Origin of the sequence: Streptococcus downii (genome assembly GCF_004353325.1) — a bacterium.
Lineage (GTDB): Bacteria > Bacillota > Bacilli > Lactobacillales > Streptococcaceae > Streptococcus > Streptococcus downii.
In genome coordinates this window covers 634,384-652,982 of record NZ_MZNX01000009.1, presented here as the reverse complement: position 1 = coordinate 652,982, position 18,599 = coordinate 634,384, and the positions used below count along the sequence as shown (strand labels likewise).

The 18,599-nt window shown below is 40.8% G+C and carries 16 protein-coding genes, 1 tRNA gene and 1 riboswitch; of the genes, 5 read left to right on the top strand and 12 right to left on the bottom strand.

Going from position 1 to position 18,599, the window contains the following annotated elements:
- Nucleotides 1–8: 8 nt before the first annotated feature.
- Both E2R31_RS09590 and E2R31_RS09585 read right to left on the bottom strand, forming a co-directional pair.
- A complete protein-coding gene (locus E2R31_RS09590) occupies nucleotides 9–482 on the bottom strand; it encodes a GNAT family N-acetyltransferase (protein ID WP_132974202.1) in 474 nt (157 codons plus the stop codon).
- Complete coding sequence (locus E2R31_RS09585; protein ID WP_000068126.1) at nucleotides 472–1,071, bottom strand: thymidine kinase; 600 nt, start codon at nucleotides 1,069–1,071, stop codon at nucleotides 472–474. Before E2R31_RS09585 ends, E2R31_RS09590 begins: the two co-directional genes overlap by 11 nt.
- A 122-nt stretch (nucleotides 1,072–1,193) precedes the next feature.
- Here E2R31_RS09585 and E2R31_RS09580 point away from each other — a divergent pair, with 122 nt between their 5' ends.
- Nucleotides 1,194–1,376, top strand: a complete 183-nt coding sequence (locus tag E2R31_RS09580) for a 4-oxalocrotonate tautomerase (protein WP_001117401.1) — start codon at nucleotides 1,194–1,196, stop codon at nucleotides 1,374–1,376.
- A gap of 134 nt (nucleotides 1,377–1,510) precedes the next feature.
- Complete coding sequence (mnmE, locus tag E2R31_RS09575) at nucleotides 1,511–2,884, top strand: tRNA uridine-5-carboxymethylaminomethyl(34) synthesis GTPase MnmE (protein ID WP_084948626.1); 1,374 nt, start codon at nucleotides 1,511–1,513, stop codon at nucleotides 2,882–2,884.
- Between the two features lie 46 nt (nucleotides 2,885–2,930).
- On the opposite strand, the gene dapA is transcribed toward mnmE, so the two are convergent.
- From dapA to E2R31_RS09555, 4 genes are all read right to left on the bottom strand, one after another.
- Nucleotides 2,931–3,866: a 4-hydroxy-tetrahydrodipicolinate synthase gene (gene dapA, locus E2R31_RS09570; protein WP_084948627.1), complete on the bottom strand. Its 936-nt coding sequence runs from the start codon at nucleotides 3,864–3,866 to the stop codon at nucleotides 2,931–2,933.
- Between the two features lie 51 nt (nucleotides 3,867–3,917).
- On the bottom strand, nucleotides 3,918–4,994 hold the full coding sequence (locus tag E2R31_RS09565; protein WP_132974200.1) for an aspartate-semialdehyde dehydrogenase: 1,077 nt from the start codon (nucleotides 4,992–4,994) through the stop codon (nucleotides 3,918–3,920).
- Between the two features lie 357 nt (nucleotides 4,995–5,351).
- Nucleotides 5,352–5,424, bottom strand: a tRNA-Thr gene (locus E2R31_RS09560).
- A 105-nt stretch (nucleotides 5,425–5,529) separates the two neighbouring features.
- Entirely contained in the window at nucleotides 5,530–6,039 is a 510-nt protein-coding gene (locus E2R31_RS09555; protein ID WP_132974199.1) for a QueT transporter family protein, read from the bottom strand.
- Nucleotides 6,037–6,133: riboswitch (PreQ1 riboswitch) on the bottom strand. It overlaps the preceding gene by 3 nt.
- 28 nt (nucleotides 6,134–6,161) lie before the next feature.
- On the opposite strand from E2R31_RS09555, the gene E2R31_RS09550 reads away from it, so the two are divergent.
- Together E2R31_RS09550 and mscL are read left to right on the top strand one after the other, a co-directional pair.
- Nucleotides 6,162–6,593: a GtrA family protein gene (locus E2R31_RS09550; protein WP_132974197.1), complete on the top strand. Its 432-nt coding sequence runs from the start codon at nucleotides 6,162–6,164 to the stop codon at nucleotides 6,591–6,593.
- A gap of 84 nt (nucleotides 6,594–6,677) precedes the next feature.
- Nucleotides 6,678–7,058, top strand: a complete 381-nt coding sequence (gene mscL, locus E2R31_RS09545; protein ID WP_000910209.1) for a large conductance mechanosensitive channel protein MscL — start codon at nucleotides 6,678–6,680, stop codon at nucleotides 7,056–7,058.
- Nucleotides 7,059–7,098: 40 nt separating this feature from the next.
- Here the strand turns inward: mscL and hemH are convergent, their stop codons facing one another.
- A complete protein-coding gene (gene hemH / locus E2R31_RS09540) occupies nucleotides 7,099–8,193 on the bottom strand; it encodes a ferrochelatase (RefSeq protein WP_132974194.1) in 1,095 nt (364 codons plus the stop codon).
- A gap of 153 nt (nucleotides 8,194–8,346) precedes the next feature.
- On the opposite strand from hemH, the gene pepT reads away from it, so the two are divergent.
- Nucleotides 8,347–9,570, top strand: a complete 1,224-nt coding sequence (gene pepT / locus E2R31_RS09535) for a peptidase T (protein WP_132974192.1) — start codon at nucleotides 8,347–8,349, stop codon at nucleotides 9,568–9,570.
- A 36-nt stretch (nucleotides 9,571–9,606) separates the two neighbouring features.
- Here the strand turns inward: pepT and E2R31_RS09530 are convergent, their stop codons facing one another.
- From E2R31_RS09530 to E2R31_RS09510, 5 genes are all read right to left on the bottom strand, one after another.
- The gene (locus E2R31_RS09530) at nucleotides 9,607–12,654 is read right to left on the bottom strand and encodes a pneumococcal-type histidine triad protein (protein WP_132974190.1); all 3,048 of its coding nucleotides are present in this window, start codon (nucleotides 12,652–12,654) and stop codon (nucleotides 9,607–9,609) included.
- A 13-nt stretch (nucleotides 12,655–12,667) separates the two neighbouring features.
- Complete coding sequence (locus E2R31_RS09525; protein WP_132974188.1) at nucleotides 12,668–13,585, bottom strand: metal ABC transporter solute-binding protein, Zn/Mn family; 918 nt, start codon at nucleotides 13,583–13,585, stop codon at nucleotides 12,668–12,670.
- A gap of 194 nt (nucleotides 13,586–13,779) precedes the next feature.
- Nucleotides 13,780–16,296: a pneumococcal-type histidine triad protein gene (locus E2R31_RS09520; protein WP_132974186.1), complete on the bottom strand. Its 2,517-nt coding sequence runs from the start codon at nucleotides 16,294–16,296 to the stop codon at nucleotides 13,780–13,782.
- Between the two features lie 253 nt (nucleotides 16,297–16,549).
- Nucleotides 16,550–18,283: a phosphoenolpyruvate--protein phosphotransferase gene (gene ptsP, locus E2R31_RS09515; RefSeq protein ID WP_132974256.1), complete on the bottom strand. Its 1,734-nt coding sequence runs from the start codon at nucleotides 18,281–18,283 to the stop codon at nucleotides 16,550–16,552.
- A 4-nt stretch (nucleotides 18,284–18,287) separates the two neighbouring features.
- Nucleotides 18,288–18,551: a phosphocarrier protein HPr gene (locus E2R31_RS09510; RefSeq protein WP_000146947.1), complete on the bottom strand. Its 264-nt coding sequence runs from the start codon at nucleotides 18,549–18,551 to the stop codon at nucleotides 18,288–18,290.
- Between the last annotated feature and the right edge of the window lie 48 nt (nucleotides 18,552–18,599).

Genomic DNA, 18,599 nt, shown 5'->3' with positions numbered 1-18,599 from the left:
CCTTAGTTCTAAATTGTTAAATCATAGATTGCTACTACTTCGTTCTCAAATATTTCCCCAGTTTCTTTAAATCCATAACTGAGGTAACAAGATCTTGCATGTTCATTTTCTGGTTCATAAGACAACCAAAGTTTATTGTCTAAACCTGCTGGCGCTGTCCGAACATAGTCCAGCACTTTATCCATAATTGGTTTAAAATATCTTTGATTTTGAAAATTCTTATCAATCATAAAACGAAATAGTAAATAATTTCCACTACTAATTCCGATCTTTTTATCATAAGCTATCATCACAAAACCTATAATTGCATCATTATCATAAACTGCCAATGGAGCTACAAAATCTCCATTTTTATTGTAGACATATGCTTCAGCTAAACTAATTGCGTTGGTTGCAATGAATTGTTTTTGATATTCCTTGACATCCAAATTCAAAACATCAAAATAATTTTCCATTGTAACATCTCTTAGTTCAATTGTCATAGTTGTGCTCCTTGTTAGATGTTATCATTGGCGCAAAATAATGTTTACGGCAAACCGAGATATAGGTTTCATTGCCACCAATTTGAATTTGTTCGCCATCATAAACGGGCAGCCCATCCTGAGTACGCAACACCATGGTCGCCTTTTTCTTACAGTACTGACAGATGGTCTTGATTTCGTCAATCTTGTCTGCTAAGAGCAAGAGGTATTTTGAACCTTCGAACAATTCATTGCGAAAGTCATTCTTCAAACCAAAAGCCATGACAGGTATGTCTAACTCATCAACAACACGAGCTAGGTCGTAAACATGGTGACGCTTGAGAAACTGGGCCTCATCGACCAACACACAGTAAGGTTTTTCAGGTAAGTCACGGATATAACCGAAGATATCTGTCGTTTCCTCAATCGCAATGGCTGGGCGTTTCATGCCAATCCGACTAGACACATAGCCAACACCGTCACGCGTATCCAGAGCCGAAGTCATAATCACAACTCCCTTTCCTTGCTCCTCGTAGTTATAGGCCACCTTGAGAATCTCAATCGTCTTACCAGAGTTCATGGTCCCATAACGATAATACAACTGTGCCATGCTATTATTTCACGTCCATTTCTAAATTTTTGCTACATTCTAGTATATCATAATTTTCTGAAGCTTTAAACGGCAAAATGTGGTAAAATAGAAGAAATCAAAAACTAGTGGAGGAAGCTATTATGCCATTTGTACGCATCGATTTATTTGAAGGACGCACGCTCGAGCAAAAAAAAGCTCTTGCTAAGGAAGTAACGGAAGCTGTTGTCCGTAACACAGGAGCACCTCAATCTGCTGTCCATGTCATCATCAATGACATGCCTGAAGGAACTTACTTCCCTCAAGGAGAAATGCGCACCAAATAAACTAGCTTAAGCAGAATTGCTTAGGCTTTTTCAATCTCCAAGTAGCATCCATTGAAGAAATAACCTAAATTTGTTACAATTTGAAGAGATGCTTGGATACATATCCTAAGAAAAGAAATACAAAAGGAAATAGTATGATTACACGTGAATTCGACACCATCGCTGCTATCTCTACTCCACTAGGAGAAGGGGCTATTGGTATTGTCCGCCTGAGTGGAACTGACAGTTTTGCCATTGCACAAAAAATCTTTAAAGGTAAAGACTTGAGTCAGGTTGCTAGCCACACTCTCAACTACGGTCACATCGTTGACCCTCAAACTGGTAAGGTCATGGACGAGGTTATGGTTGGGGCTATGAAGTCTCCCAAAACCTTCACTCGTGAGGATATTATCGAGATTAACACCCACGGTGGGATTGCAGTAACCAATGAAATTCTTCAGCTAGCTATACGTGAAGGAGCTCGGTTGGCAGAACCTGGTGAATTTACCAAGCGTGCCTTTCTAAATGGTCGTGTGGACTTGACACAGGCTGAGGCAGTGATGGACATCATCCGTGCCAAAACTGACAAGGCTATGAATATCGCTGTCAAACAATTGGACGGTTCCCTTTCTGATCACATTAACAATACTCGGCAAGAAATCCTCAATACGCTTGCCCAAGTAGAGGTCAATATCGACTATCCTGAGTACGACGATGTTGAGGAAGCTACTACTGCTGTTGTCCGCGAGAAGACTATGGAGTTTGAACAATTGCTAACCAATCTCCTTAGAACAGCTCGTCGCGGTAAGATCCTCCGTGAGGGAATTTCAACTGCCATCATCGGGCGTCCCAACGTTGGAAAATCGAGCCTCCTCAACAACCTCTTGCGTGAAGACAAGGCTATCGTAACTGACATCGCTGGTACGACACGAGATGTTATCGAAGAATACGTCAACATTAACGGGGTTCCTCTCAAATTGATTGATACAGCTGGAATCCGTGAAACAGATGATATCGTGGAACAAATCGGTGTCGAACGTTCGAGAAAAGCCCTCAAGGAAGCTGACTTGGTACTACTAGTGCTAAATGCCAGTGAACCACTAACAGCACAAGACAGACAACTCTTAGAAATCAGTCAGGATACCAATCGCATTATTCTTCTTAACAAAACTGACCTGCCAGAAGCGATTGAAACTTCTGAACTTCCTGAAGATGTCATCCGTATTTCAGTTCTTAAAAACCAAAACATTGATAAGATCGAAGAGCGTATTAACGATCTCTTCTTTGAAAATGCTGGTTTGGTTGAGCAAGATGCTACTTACTTGTCAAATGTCCGTCATATTTCCTTGATTGAAAAGGCCGTTGAAAGTCTACAAGCTGTTAACCAAGGTCTGGAACTGGGGATGCCAGTTGACCTTCTTCAGGTTGACTTAACTCGTACTTGGGAAATTCTCGGAGAAATCACTGGTGATGCTGCTCCAGATGAACTCATCACCCAACTCTTTAGCCAATTCTGTTTAGGAAAATAAGAAAAATCCATGATCGTTCATTCGGTCATGGATTTTATTATCTTTATTAGTAATCTGGTCTTAGGACACCTGTTACGGTTGCCTTAGTTGCTTCGTAGTCGCCATCTACAACAACTTTGATAATGCGTTTGGCATCTTCTTCCGGCGCTGGAACTAGAGGTAGACGAGTTGGTCCAGCTTCAAATCCCATATAGTTCAGAACCGCCTTAACTGGAGCAGGACTTGGATAAGAGAAGAGGGCATTGACCTTAGGAATGAATTTACGTTGAATTGCTGCAGCTTTTTTCATATCGCTTTCTGCAATTGCAGTGAACATTTCGTGCATTTCATCTCCATTTGTATGAGAAGCAACCGAAATAACCCCATCTGCACCGAGATTCATAGCATGGAAGGCATCGCCATCTTCACCTGTATAAATCAAAAACTCTTCTGGCTTGTGCTCAATCAAGTAAGCCATATTTGCCAAGCTGGTACATTCTTTAACACCGATAATATTAGGATGGTCAGCCAAACGAAGCATGGTTTCTGGAGTTAATTCCACTACTACACGACCTGGAATGTTATAGATGATAATGGGTAGGTCCGAAGCATCCGCAATCGCCTTAAAGTGCTGATACATCCCTTCTTGAGAAGGTTTATTGTAGTAAGGCACGATAGCAAGACCAGCAGCAAAACCACCAAAGTCTGCGACTTCTTTGACAAATTCGATAGAGTCACGTGTGTCATTGGTCCCTACACCCGCAATCAAAGGAACACGTCCATTGACAACCTTTTGCACAGCCGCAAACAATTCCAACTCTTCATCGTGGGTCAAGGTCGGACTCTCAGCAGTTGTTCCTGCGAGAAGAATTCCGTCTGTGTGATGGGACAACAAATGCTCAATCAAAGCAGGAATGGCATCAAAGTTGATGGAACCATCCTCATGGAAAGGGGTAATGAAGGCCGTGATGATTTTACACTCTTTTAAATCTTGGTAAGACATGTGAAACACCTCTCTATTTCAAAGAAGGAGTTCATTCGAACTCCTAAACCATTATTTCAATTCAAATTTCAGATCAGCTGTTGGACGGACCAAACCACGCTCATGAAGTGTTTCTGCGATTTGAACTGAGTTCCAAGCAGCACCTTTGAGGAGGTTATCTGAAACAACCCACATATGGATTCCTTTTTCAGCATCCAAGTCTTTACGGATACGACCAACAAAGGTATCACGTGAGCCAACAGCATTGATAGCTTGCGGATAGATTTGATGAGCTACATCATCCTCCAGAACTGCACCTGGAAAGGCTGCGATGGTTGCTTTCACTTCTTCAATTGGAGCCACTTCTTTTGTTTCGATATAAACAGACTCAGAGTGAGCTGACAAGACTGGAATACGAACACATGTTGCAGACACTGCGATGCTATCATCTTCCATGATTTTCTTCGTTTCCTTGGTCATCTTCATCTCTTCGTAAGTGTAATCATTGTCAGTGAAGACATCGATTTGTGGAAGTGCATTGAAGGCGATAGGATAGTGTTTTTTGTCACCACCTGAAGGCAAGATTTCTGCATGCAAATCACGTGGATTTACACCATCATTCAAGACTTCACGAAGTTCACGCTGTGTTTCAAGAATCGCTCCCATACCAGCACCTGAAACAGCTTGGTAAGTTGAAACGATGATACGGTCTAAGCCCCATTTTTGACGAACTGGCTCAAGCGCTACCATCATTTGGATTGTTGAACAGTTCGGACAGGCAATAATCCCATTGTGGGCATCAAGTGCGTGAGCATTTACTTCTGGGACCACCAAGGGTACATCTGGATTTTGGCGGAAATAAGATGTATTATCCACTACTACCGCACCAGCTTTAACGGCGTACGGTGCATACTTAGCAGATGTCGAACCTCCTGCTGAGAAGAGAGCAATATCAACACCTTCAAAGGCTGTCTCAGTCGTTTCCTCAATCGTAATATCTTGATCTTTAAATTTCAAAGTCTTACCTGCTGAACGTGCAGAAGCAAGGTAACGGATTTTATCGATTGGAAGTGTTGATTCTTCCAACATTTTTATCATCTGAGCTCCGACAGCACCTGTCGCGCCGACTACAGCAACTGTATATCCCATAAATAACCTCTTTCGGAATTTTCTAAAAATTTCTATAATAGAAGTATTATACTACTTTTTCTAAAAATTGAAAAGTATTTTGGGGTTCTATTTTCTGAAAATTAAAAATCCCTAGCCATTGACTAGGGACTAAGAGGCATCTTCATGTGATGAGCAGGTTCACACAACTCATCAAGGTCCGCTCCTGCGTTATGACCTCCTTATGCTCAATAGCAGTCCGAAGACTACCTATCGACTCATCGCACCTACTATTCTACTAAAGAGAGTCACTTTTGTCAACAAACAAAATTCTTTGGGTTTATTTACACAGGAACATAAGAAAAACCTTGGTTGCCCAAGGTTATTTCGTTTCATTCATGCTAATTGCCGGGATTGAACCGGCGACCTCATCCTTACCATGGATGCGCTCTGCCAACTGAGCTAAATCAGCTTACCTAAAAAGTATACTATAGTTCTATGTTCTTGTCAAGCGCTCTCTTTTAATTTTATGGAATGAAAAAAGCTAGATTTGGCAAGAATCTAGCTTATAAACTTCTTATTTTGTGAGGTCGATTCGCTGTCCCAGTTTTCCGATTAGGATTGCACCAACGATAAGGGATGCAAACTCTCCAATTCCTGTAGAAAACCAAGTGAAGAAGAATGGAGCTTCTGCAACGATATGAAGTTCTGCCGCAATGGTAATCATTGAAATGGAGAAGAGGATTGAAAAGAAGAAATGATCTTTTCGAATCAAACCATTGAACAAATAGTCTTTCTTGTACTTGCTAAAGAGCCAAACACCCAGACTAAGGAAAACTAGGGTAGACCCCCCTCCGACAAAGACGTCTATCAGACCAAAGCTAAAGAAATTAGCAATCATACAACCAATCGTCACACCGATGATATATTTAGGATTGTAGAAGGCCAAAAAATTCATCATCTCAGAAATACGGAACTGGTAAGCACCGTAGCTAATGGCATTCAGCGGTGGGGTGATGGTCAAAACCACATAGATAGCAGCAACGATAGCAATATCTGCCATGTCACGAACAGTTAGATTTTTCATGTTTTCTCCTTTGGCGGTTTCCCGCGTAAAATATGCTTGGTGAAAGAAGCTAAGCACCAAGGGTTGAGTGAATCAACCTTACCAGTATAGCACATTATATGACTTTATGCTATACTAAAATTATGAAAAATCAAATTAAAGCTTTTTTTGATAATGAAATCCTCTCCTATCTATTTTTTGGTGGTGCTACTACTCTGGTATCAATTTTATCACGTTTGGTTATTTACCGTATTAGCCACCAAGAAATCCTAGCAACCATACTCGCAAACATTATCGGTATTCTTTTTGCCTTTATCACAAATGACACTATCGTCTTTAAGCAAAAGAGAAAGAATTGGCTAATTCGCCTAGTTAAATTTTTCTTAGCACGTCTTTCTACACTTGGTCTTGACGTTCTTTTAACTTATATCTTTGTTACATCTTATCCCGATATTATCGGACAATTTGTCAACGATCAACTAGATCAGGTTAATGCCATCGAAACGCTAATTGCGCAGGTTTTGATTATCATTCTTAACTATATTTTTAGTAAAGTATACGTTTTTTATAAATGAAATAGGTATCAGTAAGTATTAAGGTTGTAATATTTAGGTATTTCAGGTACAATTAAGATTAGTTTTTGAAAGGAAATTATGAAAATGTTAAAAGATCTTAAAGAATTTTTGCTTCGTGGCAATGTCGTTGATCTCGCTGTCGGTGTGATCATCGCCTCTGCTTTTGGTGCTATCGTTACTTCACTTGTAAATGACATCATCACTCCACTTATCTTGAACCCAGCTTTGAAAGCGGCGAACGTTGAACGCATCGCTGAACTTTCATGGAATGGCGTTGGTTACGGTAGCTTCTTGAGTGCTGTTATCAACTTCTTAGTGATTGGTACTGTTCTTTTCTTCGTTATCAAGGCTGTTGAAAAAGCTCAAAACCTTACTAAGAAAGAAGAGCCAGCTGAGGATACACCTGCTGCTCCAACTGAACTTGAAGTCCTTCAAGAAATCAAAGCTCTTCTTGAGAAAAAATAAGACAAATAAAGGATCTAGCTTCATGCTAAATCCTTTTTCTTTAGTCTTTCGGCAACTTACCAGCCTTTTCTAGCATTTTCTTAATCAAGTAAGGCATCTTCACATTTTCACGGCCTTTTTTCTCAATGAGTTTTTTCACAAATTCTGGCATCTGGAGGTCGTCTGTCTCCTCCATAATATCCTTAGTGGTGGCTGACGGAGCTAGCTCGTCAAAGGTTTCTTCTTCTGGGAGAAATTCCTTAAATTCTTTGTATTCATTAGCTCTTACAGTATCAACTAAAGCATCAATTAAACGAGAGTCTGTGTTTGGCATAGCTGGTCGATGGTAGGTGACACCTAATTCTTGACATAATTCATAACATTCTACATCATTATCAAAAAGAACTTCGATATGTTCACTGATAAAGCTAATTGGTACAAAAATATAATGCTCTGGATGTTGCTTTTGTTCTCTCAAATACTCGAGTACATCTGGCTTGATCCAAGGGATTCCAATATCACTCTCGCTCTGCCAAGTGTTGGTATACTGATCTGCTGTTAGACTGAGTTGCTCTGCTATCAACTTGCTATTATCAAAAATCTGATCGATATAAGGATCTCCAAAATCCAAGGCAAAAATGGGAACACTATGGGCTGAGAAGATTACCTTAAAGGACTCTTCTCTCACATCGTTTCGTAAAATTTTGCTAATCTCATCTGTCCAGAAGTCCAGCAAAGACTGTTGCTGATACCAATCCTTAATGACTAAAAATCGGATCTGCTGACTTTCCAGAAACTTCTCATACCCCATGACTGAGTAAAAGGAATAATGAGGTTCCAAAATCAAGCAGATACATTCTTCAACGCCATCAGCCTCCATCTGCTTGATTACGTCTGGGATAAAGGGGCGAGAAAACTTATTGGCAAAGTAGATGCCATACTCTTCTCCTAACTGTTCATTGACTAACTTGACCTCCTCACGTGTAATCCTCTGAAGCGGTGTTCCACCTATACGAACATAGTTGTCATAGAGAGTCTGAATCTCGTGATCTTTGGGTCTAACTCCACGACGAATGTTAGTAAAAAAATCCGCCACACTCTCAAAGGTAATCTCTTCTGGCGAACCGAATGTCATCATTAAAATTGCTTTTTTCATTGATACGTCCTTGTGATATTTTTTTCAATTACCATTGTACCATGAAATATATAATAAATAAACGCTTTCATTCATTTTATTTTTATTTACTCCTCTTTGTTTTTCTCTCCATTCTATGATACAATGAAAAAAATGATTATTAAAGGAGTTTTTATGACTTATCCCAACCTTTTAGAGCGTTTCTTGACCTACGTTAAGGTCAATACGCGTTCTGATGAACACTCTACTACTACTCCAAGTACGCAAAGCCAGGTAGATTTTGCGACCAATGTTCTTATTCCTGAAATGAAACGTGTTGGTTTACAAAACGTCTACTACTTGCCAAATGGTTTTGCTATTGGTACCTTACCAGCTAATGATCCAAATCTCACTCGCAAAATTGGCTTCATCTCCCACATGGATACAGCTGATTTTAATGCTGAGGGAGTTAATCCGCAAGTCATCGAAAATTATGATGGAGGAGTTATCAACTTGGGTGATTCTGGATTTAAACTGGATCCAGCTGACTTTAAGAGTCTTGAGAAATATCCAGGCCAAACCCTTATCACAACAGATGGCACGACCTTGCTAGGTGCTGATGACAAGTCTGGAATTGCTGAAATTATGACTGCTATCGAATACCTGACTGCTCATCCCGAAATCAAACACTGTGAGATTCGTGTTGGTTTTGGTCCCGATGAAGAAATTGGTGTTGGTGCCAATAAATTTGATGCAGAAGATTTTGACGTTGACTTTGCCTATACTGTTGATGGTGGCCCACTAGGTGAACTTCAGTACGAGACTTTTTCAGCCGCTGCTGCTGAGCTTCATTTCCAAGGACGCAATGTTCATCCTGGTACTGCCAAAGGTCAGATGGTTAATGCCCTTCAGCTAGCAATTGATTTTCACAATCAACTTCCAGAGAATGACCGACCTGAACTGACAGATGGTTACCAAGGTTTCTATCATCTTATGGATGTGTCAGGTAGTGTCGAGGAGGCGCGTGCAAGCTACATCATCCGTGACTTTGAAAAGGATGCCTTTGAAGCGCGTAAAGCAGCTATGCAAGCCATCGCAGACAAGATGAATCAAGAACTTGGGAATGATCGCGTGACCTTAACTCTGACAGACCAGTACTACAATATGAAGGAAGTCATTGAGAAAGACATGACACCTATTACTATTGCTAAAGCTGTTATGGAAGATTTAGGTATCACGCCTATTATCGAACCAATTCGTGGTGGAACAGATGGCTCTAAGATTTCCTTTATGGGTATCCCGACTCCAAATATCTTTGCTGGTGGTGAAAACATGCATGGACGTTTTGAATACGTCAGCCTTCAGACTATGGAGCGTGCGGTGGATACCATCATTGGAATTGTATCTTATAAAGACTAAAAAAGACGAGGTAGCTCAGCTACTTCGTCTTTCTTTTTATTCATTTGGTTGAGTACTTGGCTCAGACTCACTTTGCGCTTGCTTTTCTGTTGGTTGAGAAGCAACTGTTTCACTGTCTTTCTCAGACTTAGATTGGCTATCAGTTTCACTTGCTTTTGAACGGAGTTCCTGGTTCAAGCTAATGATTTCTTTAGCTAGAGTGAGGAGACCTTCTTTATCACTGCTTTTGGCTGCAAGTTGATCAAATAGGCCATCAACACGTTCAAAGTCTGCATCGGATCCTTTGTTATCCTCTAAGTACTTGTGAAGAGAGAGCAAGACATTATAGAGTTTTTGGTAGATAATTACCGTTTGTGGATCTTGTTCTGCTTCTTTTTTCTCTCGTTGGATAGTCGCTGCAATACGATTTAAAAGATCCTCAAGTTGTGTTTTAGCTTCGTCAAGGTCTGCATTTTCCTTTTCAGTAGCCGCTTTGATATTAGCTGCTTCTTCAGCTAGAGATTGTTTGACACCATCTTCTTTGACACGCGCTAGGAGTTGGGCAGCTTTTGTTAGAAGAGCATTCACTTCTTCCTTTTTAACATGGCTAACCCGCTCTTCTGGCATAAAATCACCATAGAGTTCTTTTAGGAATTCATAGATGGCTGTCTTAGCGGTTTGACTATCCACTTTTTCTGTATCCAGAATGGTTTTACCAGCTTTTGTAGATACGGGTTCTTCTTTGAGAGCTTCTTCTACTTCTAGCTTAGTTTGGTAAATAGTTGGGAATAGCTTGTTCAAGTCGGTTGCTTTGAGGAAAGATTGTGACTGGTAAAGTTCCCAAGTCAACTTGGCAACACGGTTCCGAAGTTCTTCTCTCAAACGACCATCAGACACATGTTCGTAGAAGTACTTGATGTACTCTACTGTTGTAACCCCGGTCCGATCTTGGAAATCTTGCAAGGCCTGCAGTTTCGCTTCAATGGCAGCCAACTCTGTCTCATCCTGTGCTAGTTTTGCTTCCTGCAAATGTACCAAAAGATCTTTCTTAGGCAAGCCATAAGTGTCCGTGTCCAAAGTATTAATCTTATCTACTAGGGCTTGGTACTTCTTATCCAAAGGTGAAGTTTCAACTGGTGCCACACTTTGATCCACATGGATGTATTGCTTGTCAAAGAGATCCAAGGCTGCTAGATATCCACCAGTTGAGTTTGTTGCCAGTTTTTTCATATTTTCGGTGAATTGCCCCAAAGCAAGTTCAACACGTCTCTGCATGATTGGCTGGTCTTTGTAGAGACTTCTGCTATCTGCTAAAAGTTGATCCACCTTAGATAGAACTGTTTGTTCATCAAATGCTCCAGGTTGATAGGTCGATTGTAGGGCCGGAATCTTATTTTTCAAAGCTACTTCATAGCCCTTAGTTTGAACCTTGATGTAGTGATTGTGGTCTCCGTGAGGAATCACAAAACTACCACTTTCTACCTGTAAACTATAAGGAGATACCCCATCACGTAGGGCAGTCGTATACAGTTCATTTAGGAAATCCAGTTCTGGATTCCCAGTTTGGAGAGGAATACGAACATGTTCTTTTCGAACAGCATAGGGGTGAATATGAGTAGGATCATAGGCTTGATCCGGATTTCCAAAGACAAAGAAGCCGTTTGAAATACGAATCGCTTCGAGCGGTACTCCGTAGGTTTGCGAGATATACCTGATTTTTTCTTCATCGCTCGCATCTCTCGAGAAACTTTCCACAGTCTTGGCAAGTGGTTGAACAGGATCAGACTGATGATTTTCTTTCAAGTGGTTTTGGGCAGCTTTGATTTGGGCTGCAGTCAAGTCCTTCTTAAAGAAATAATGAGCGTGATCTCCATGAGAAACTACAAATCCTTGCTCATCTTCACTAATAACACGGTCAGCTGCAAAACCATGATCATGTTCTTCACCGTGGTGGTGGTCATGCTCCTCTCCATCATGGTCATGGTCTTCATGGTTGGTCCCCTGACTTCCATGGTCACCGTCTTGGTCATGATGATGGCTTTGCTGATCAGGATGTTCTACTGGTTTACTTGGTTTTTCCAAAGGTGCTGGTTTTCCACTGTCGCTAGTAAGAGGAATCATACGAGCAATCTTTTCTTCCAAAGCAGAAAGCTTTGTATATGGAATAAAATGATAGTGATCTCCATGAGGAATCGCTACGCCACTTGGCGTTCTGCTTGAAATCTTAGCAGGGTCAAAAATCAAGCCATCTGATTCTGAATAACGTTGCTTACTTGGAAGAGCATAGAGTTGCTGCAATAGACTCTGTAAGCTCTCTTCTGGATTGCTTGGTGTTTCAGTTTGTTGACTAGAATTAGCAGTTTGACTGGTTCCATTTTGACTTGGACGATAGTCCGTCACAGTCGGTTGTTTTCTAGTTCCAGATAGGTAGGCTTGGGCAGCAGCTAATTCGCTAGCAGACAAGGAACTCTTTGGAATGTAGTGGTAATGTCCACCATGAGGGACGATATAAGCATCACCAGTATCCTCTATAATATCAGATGGATTAAAGATGTATCCATCGTCGGTAGTATAGCGTCCTTGAGATTGAGCAAGTGCCACTGCACTGTTTGAAGTTGGCGCATCATGAGTATGGCCTTGTTTTTGGCGCTCAATTTCGTCCTTCGTACGAATATTATCAGCATGAGCCGCATCTTTAAGGTAGACATAATACTTGCCATCCACCTTGATAATATAACCACCTTTGATTTCGTTGACAATGTCAGCGTCTTTCAGTTGATAATTGGCATCTTTCATCAAAAGCTCTTCGCTGAAAATCGCGTCAAAAGGAACTTTACCATTGTAATAATGGAAATGATCACCATGTGAAGTCACATAACCTTGATCTGTTATTTTCACAACAATTTGTTCAGCCTGAATATCTTCTTTTTTGCTAACTTGATCTGGTGTCTGGGTCTCTGTTTTTTGAGAGTCTTGCTTCCCATCGACATAAGACACACGATTATTATCTTTGTTTCCTTCCACCCGGTGTTGGTTCAATGCATAGATGCAAAGGCTTAGGGAAAGGACAAGAGCCGATCCTGCTGCAAGGTATTTCTTCTTCATTTTTATCATCTCCTCATTTTAATTCTTCTGCAAGAACATTCATATTTTCTTCTAGATTTTCTAAGTAAGTTTTGTCATTTTCAGGATCTGCTTCCAAAGGATTGAGTGTCTTTAGATTAACTCCTGTTGATTTGACCAAGGTTTCAGCAACTTTAGAAGAAGCATTGCTCTCAGTAAAGATGGTTTTGACCTTATAGGTTTTGACAAATTCTTGGATTTCTGTCAACTGTCTCGGACTTGGTTCTTGTTCAGGGGAAATCCCTGCTATACCAAGTTGTTTCAATCCAAACCGTTCAGCGAGGTAAGAAAAGGCTGTGTGTTGTGTAACAAAAGTCTTTTGACTCGCTTTTTCAAAAATAGGCTGGTACTTCTTAGTCAATTCTTGGGCTTTAGTAATAAAGTTTTTAGCATTCTTTTGATACGTTTCCTTATTAGCACTATCAATCTCCGAAAGTTTGTCCGCAATAATCTGTGCTTCTTCACCTGCTTTTTCTGGATCTAACCAAGTGTGAGGGTCATAGAGCGTTTTTTCATCAATACCGTCACCAGCTTCTACATCTTCCAAACCTGGAACACGCTCCAAGGTCATCCCTTCTGAAGCTTCAAGAACCTTAACTTTTGATTTTTTCAAATTTGGATCCAGACTTCCCGCCCAAGATTCCAGTGTATGAGAGTGGTAGACAAAGACATCCGCATCATAGATAGCAGCAATATCATTTGCCGAAGGTTCAAAGGAGTGAATCCCACTACTTGACTGAATCATCCGTACATCATTCAAGTCGCCCGATACCTCTTTGACCATGGCATAGATTGGGTAAAAACTTGTTACAATCTTCATTCCTTTTGCTTCTTGTTTTTCTTTTTGACTACACGCTCCTAAGACAAGAATCAACAGACTGGCCATTAATAATAGAAATGTTCTTTTTTTCATCATTACTCCTTAACTAGTATTTAACCATTTAATTAACTAGTAAATAGTTTATCTTTATTTACACTATATGTCAAGATATTTTGCACATTTTCATGAAAAAAATGAGAACTAGAACTCACATTCTGCTCTCATTTTCGATTAATCTTTTCTAGTTCTCCTATCCTGTTTTTAGGAGTTAGAAAATGCTACTACCTTTACTTGCTCTCCTTTAATAAAGCCAACAACTTTTCAGCTTCAGCCATAATGGTATTGTTATCCTGAGCACCAAATAGCAGGTTATTTTTTAAGCCAGTGAGAGTTTCTTTGGCATTGGACTTGATAATGGGGTCTTGGATCTTTGCAAGTAGCTCTTCAGCCTCTCTCAACTTCGCTTCAACCTTTTCAGTCTCGACCTGAGATTCTTCTGGTTCCTCTGGTGATTCTTCTTCCGGCTCCTCAGTTGGTTTTGGAGATTCTGGTTTCTCACTTTGAGGCTTCTCTTCGCGTGGCTTTTCTTCCTCAGGTTTGTCTGTCCGAGGTTTCTCCTCTGATGGTTTTTCCGTTTGATTGGTATCAGCTTGACCATTTTGGTTTCTTTGAACATGGTCACTTGCATTGCCCCAACCACTATCTGAATGCGGACGTTCGTTTGGATGTTCGACATAGTACTTGACAGTCGCAAAGAGATCTTCTAGACTATACCCCTTAGGTGCCTCATAAAGTCCTTCGTCAAACCACTCAAATTTGATGTTATGGTAATGATCATAATGAGGAATAATCAAGCTTCCGTTTTTAACTTCCACGGTATGTTGGAGATTGTAAGGCATACGATCAAGCGGCACCTTCTTAGCTGCTTTCACGCGGTTGTAGATAGCTTCTGCTCCTTTAGCCTCCGTATTTCCTGGATTCTGATGGTCTGTTGAAGGAGGAGTCAAACCTTTCTCTTTAGCATAAGCTTGGGCTGCAGCTCTTTCGGCTTCAGACAAACTATCTTTTTTAATCCAATGGCTATGGGTCATATGTGGAGTTACATAGGCATCCCCCTCATCACTGGTGATATCACGTGGATCAAAGATATAGCCATCTTCTGTTGTATACTTGCCTGCCAACTTGGCTACCTGAATCTCATCATCAGTGTAGGAAATTTGCGCATTTGGTTTTCCTAAACGTTCTGGATGACGAATCGGTGCTAGAAATGCAAGTATATCTTCGACCAACTTAACTTTATCACTGCTTTCATCATTTAAACGTTCCAACAGTTTATCCAAAGCGTCAAAATCAACTTTACGACCTTTATTATCAAGTAAGTCCTGATGAATTCTTGCTAGTAAATCATAAGCCTTATTGTAAAATCCTCGATCACCAGATGGGAGATTGGTTTTCTTAGCTCCGAGCTTATGAGCTAAACTTTCTTGCTTGGCTAGCTTACTATCAATGGCTGCAGTAGTTTCAGCTGATAATTCCTTGGCAGGAATATAACGAGATGTTCCATTTTCCTCAAATACATAACCATCATCTACTTTTCGAATTGCCTGTTTGACCAATTTTTCGTCAATTGGATTGCTTGGAGCTGGTCGAGGATTTGGTGCAGGTTCCGGAGTCGGTTGTGGACTTGGTTGTTCTGGTCTTGAATCTGGCACCCAATGGTTCGAACGATAGCGAAGAGGAATAATGCGAGCGATTCGTTCTTCCAATTCAGACATTTGTTCATAAGGGATAAAGTGATAATGATTGCCATGAGGCACAGCAACTCCTCTGGCTGTGCGACTTGTGATTTGTGCTGGGTCGAAAACAAGGCCATCAGATTCCACATGTCGTTGGCTCAAAGGCAGTTTGTAGAGCTGTCTCAAAAGACTATCAATGTCATCACTTTGACTTGCTTGACTGTTAGTGTTGCTGTTGTTGTTTGTGTTCGTATTTGTATAGCTGTTGCCTTGGTTATTATAAGATGGGGTCCATCTATCTACATCACTGCTAGCACTGTTGTTATTGGTACGGCGATAAGTAGGCGTATTCGATTGACCACTTCTACCAGTTAGGAAGGCTTCTGCAGCAGCTAACTCGCTAGCTGATAACTCATTCTTAGGAATGTAATGATAATGGTCGCCATGAGGAACAATATAAGCATCACCAGTATCTTCAATAATATCAGAAGCATTAAAGATATAACCATCATCCGTGGTGTAGCGTCCTTGTGAACGTGCCAAGGCTACCGCACCATCGTTTGCTGAAGTTCCTCCTTCACGATGCTGACTATGCTCTTGTTTTTGCCGATTGATTTCTTCTTTTGTACGGACATTATCCGCATGGGCTGCATCCTTAAGGTAAACATAGTATTTTCCGTCCACCTTGATTACATAACCACCCTTGATTTCACTGACAATATCTTCGTCCTTGAGCTGGTAGTTTGGATCCTTCATCAGCAACTCTTCACTGAAGATAGCATCATAAGGGACCTTCCCATTGTAATAATGATAGTGGTCTCCATGTGAAGTGACATAACCTTGATCAGTTATCTTGATGACGATTTGTTCGGCATTAATGCCTTCTTTTTTACTGACCTCATCAGGAGTCAGATTCTCCGTTTTTTGCGTTGCTTGTTTTCCATCTATATAGGAAACACGATTATTTTCCTTGACCGTTCTAGCTTGATACAGTCCCAATTCATAAGAACAGACACTTAAAATTAAAGCTGCCGCAGAACCAGCAAGGTATTTTTTATTAATTTTCATTGAAACTCACTTTCTTTTTGATATTTCTAGTTGCAATTCATTTCTAAATTGCAGAAACTCCTCTCTATTACTTAACTGGTTAATAGTTTACTCCTAAATTTGCAACTTGTCAAGGTTTTCATGAACCAGTTAAGTATTTTTTTGTTCTGCTCCACTACTTTTTCTTTAAAAGGGGGCATGTAATCAGCTTTCCTGAAACTTCTTTTAGAAATATCAAAAAAATCCTTGCAACTAAGTTGCAGGGATTTTTCGATTAATCAAAATTAACGTATTCTTTTTGAAGTTCAAGAACTTCTTCCATTGTTGAGCATTCTGTAAGGGCACGATTTGCGTACTCTTCCATCTTAGCTGTGTCGAGTTTCTTCATCAAGCTACGTGTACGAAGTACTGATGTTGCTGACATAGAGAACTCATCCAAGCCCATTCCGACAAGGAGTGGAACAGCTTGTTGGTCACCAGCCATCTCACCACACATACCAGCCCATTTCCCTTCAGCGTGAGCTGCTTTGATAACGTTGTTGATCAAACGTAGGATTGATGGGTTGTATGGTTGGTAAAGGTATGAAACTTGTTCGTTCATACGGTCTGCTGCCATTGTGTATTGGATCAAGTCGTTTGTACCAATTGAGAAGAAGTCAACTTCTTTAGCAAATTGGTCTGCAAGCATTGCTGCTGCTGGGATTTCGATCATGATACCAACTTGGATATTATCCGCAACGGCAACACCTTCAGCAAGAAGGTTCGCTTTTTCTTCGTCAAAGACCGCTTTAGCTGCACGGAATTCTTTCAAGAGCGCAACCATTGGGAACATGATACGCAATTGACCGTGAACAGATGCACGAAGAAGGGCACGGATTTGAGTGCGGAACATAGCATCTCCAGTCTCAGAGATAGAGATACGAAGGGCACGGAATCCAAGGAATGGGTTCATTTCATGAGGCATATCGAAGTAAGGAAGTTCCTTATCTCCACCGATATCCATTGTACGAACGACAACTGGTTTACCATTCATTCCTTCAAGAACAGCCTTGTATGCTTCGTACTGTTCGTCTTCTGTTGGGAAATCTTGAGAATCCATGTACAAGAATTCTGTACGGTAAAGACCGACAGCTTCTGCACCGTTGTCATTGACACCTTCCACGTCTTTTGGAGTACCGATGTTGGCAGCCAATTCGAAGTGTTTGCCATCAGCAGTCACTGTTTTAGCATCTTTCAAGAGTGCCCACTCAGCTTTCTGTTGAGCATAAGCTTCACCAGCTGCTTTAAATTCTGTTGCTTGCTCATCAGTTGGGTTGATAATAACCTCACCAGTGATACCGTTAACGGCAAGGATGTCACCGTCTTTAACGATTTCAGTGATGTTGTTTGTACCCAATACAGCAGCGATTTCAAGTGTACGTGCCATGATAGCTGAGTGGCTTGTACGTCCACCGATGTTGGTTACAAAAGCTTTTACAAAGTTTTTGTCCAATTGAGCTGTATCAGAAGGAGTCAAGTCATGTGCAATGACGATTACTTCTTCATTGATAGAAGCTGGGTTTGGCAATTTCTTACCAAGAAGATTTGCCAATACACGTTTTGTCACGTCGCGGATATCCGCTGCACGTTCTTGCATGTATGGGTTGTCTTCCATGCCTTCAAAGATAGTGATAAACATGTCTGTCACTTCTTTCAGACCTGCTTCTGCATTCACTTTCTTGGCACGGATTGTTTCTTTGATTTGGCTGATCATTTCTGGGTCAGCAAGAACCATTAAGTGAGCGTCAAATACTTGAGCAGCTTCTTCACCGAGCGTACCTACTGCTTTCTCACGAATAACAGAAAGCTCGTCTTGTGATGCTTTTAGAGCGACATCAAGGCGAGCTTCTTCTGCGTTTGTATCTTCGACTGTAACAGTCTCAAATGACAAATCCGGTTGAACGAGTAGATATGCTTTTGCAACTGCAACACCGTCTGATGCTGCGATTCCTTTAAGCATTTCTGTCATTTCCTTATGCCAATCCTTCTTTTTCCATTGTTTCTGAGATAGCAGCGATTGCATCGTCAGCATCTGCACCTTCAGCTGAAATTGTAACGTCAGCGCCTTGGCCAACACCAAGACTCATAACACCCATGATAGATTTAAGGTTTACTGATTTACCTTTGTACTCAAGAGTGATATCTGAAGCAAATTTGCTAGCTGTTTGTACCAACAATGTTGCTGGACGTGCGTGAATACCTGTTTCTGCCACTACGTGGAAATCTTTAGAAGCCATAGTTTGACTCTCCTTTAAGTGTTTTCTATTTGAGTTATATGTGATAAC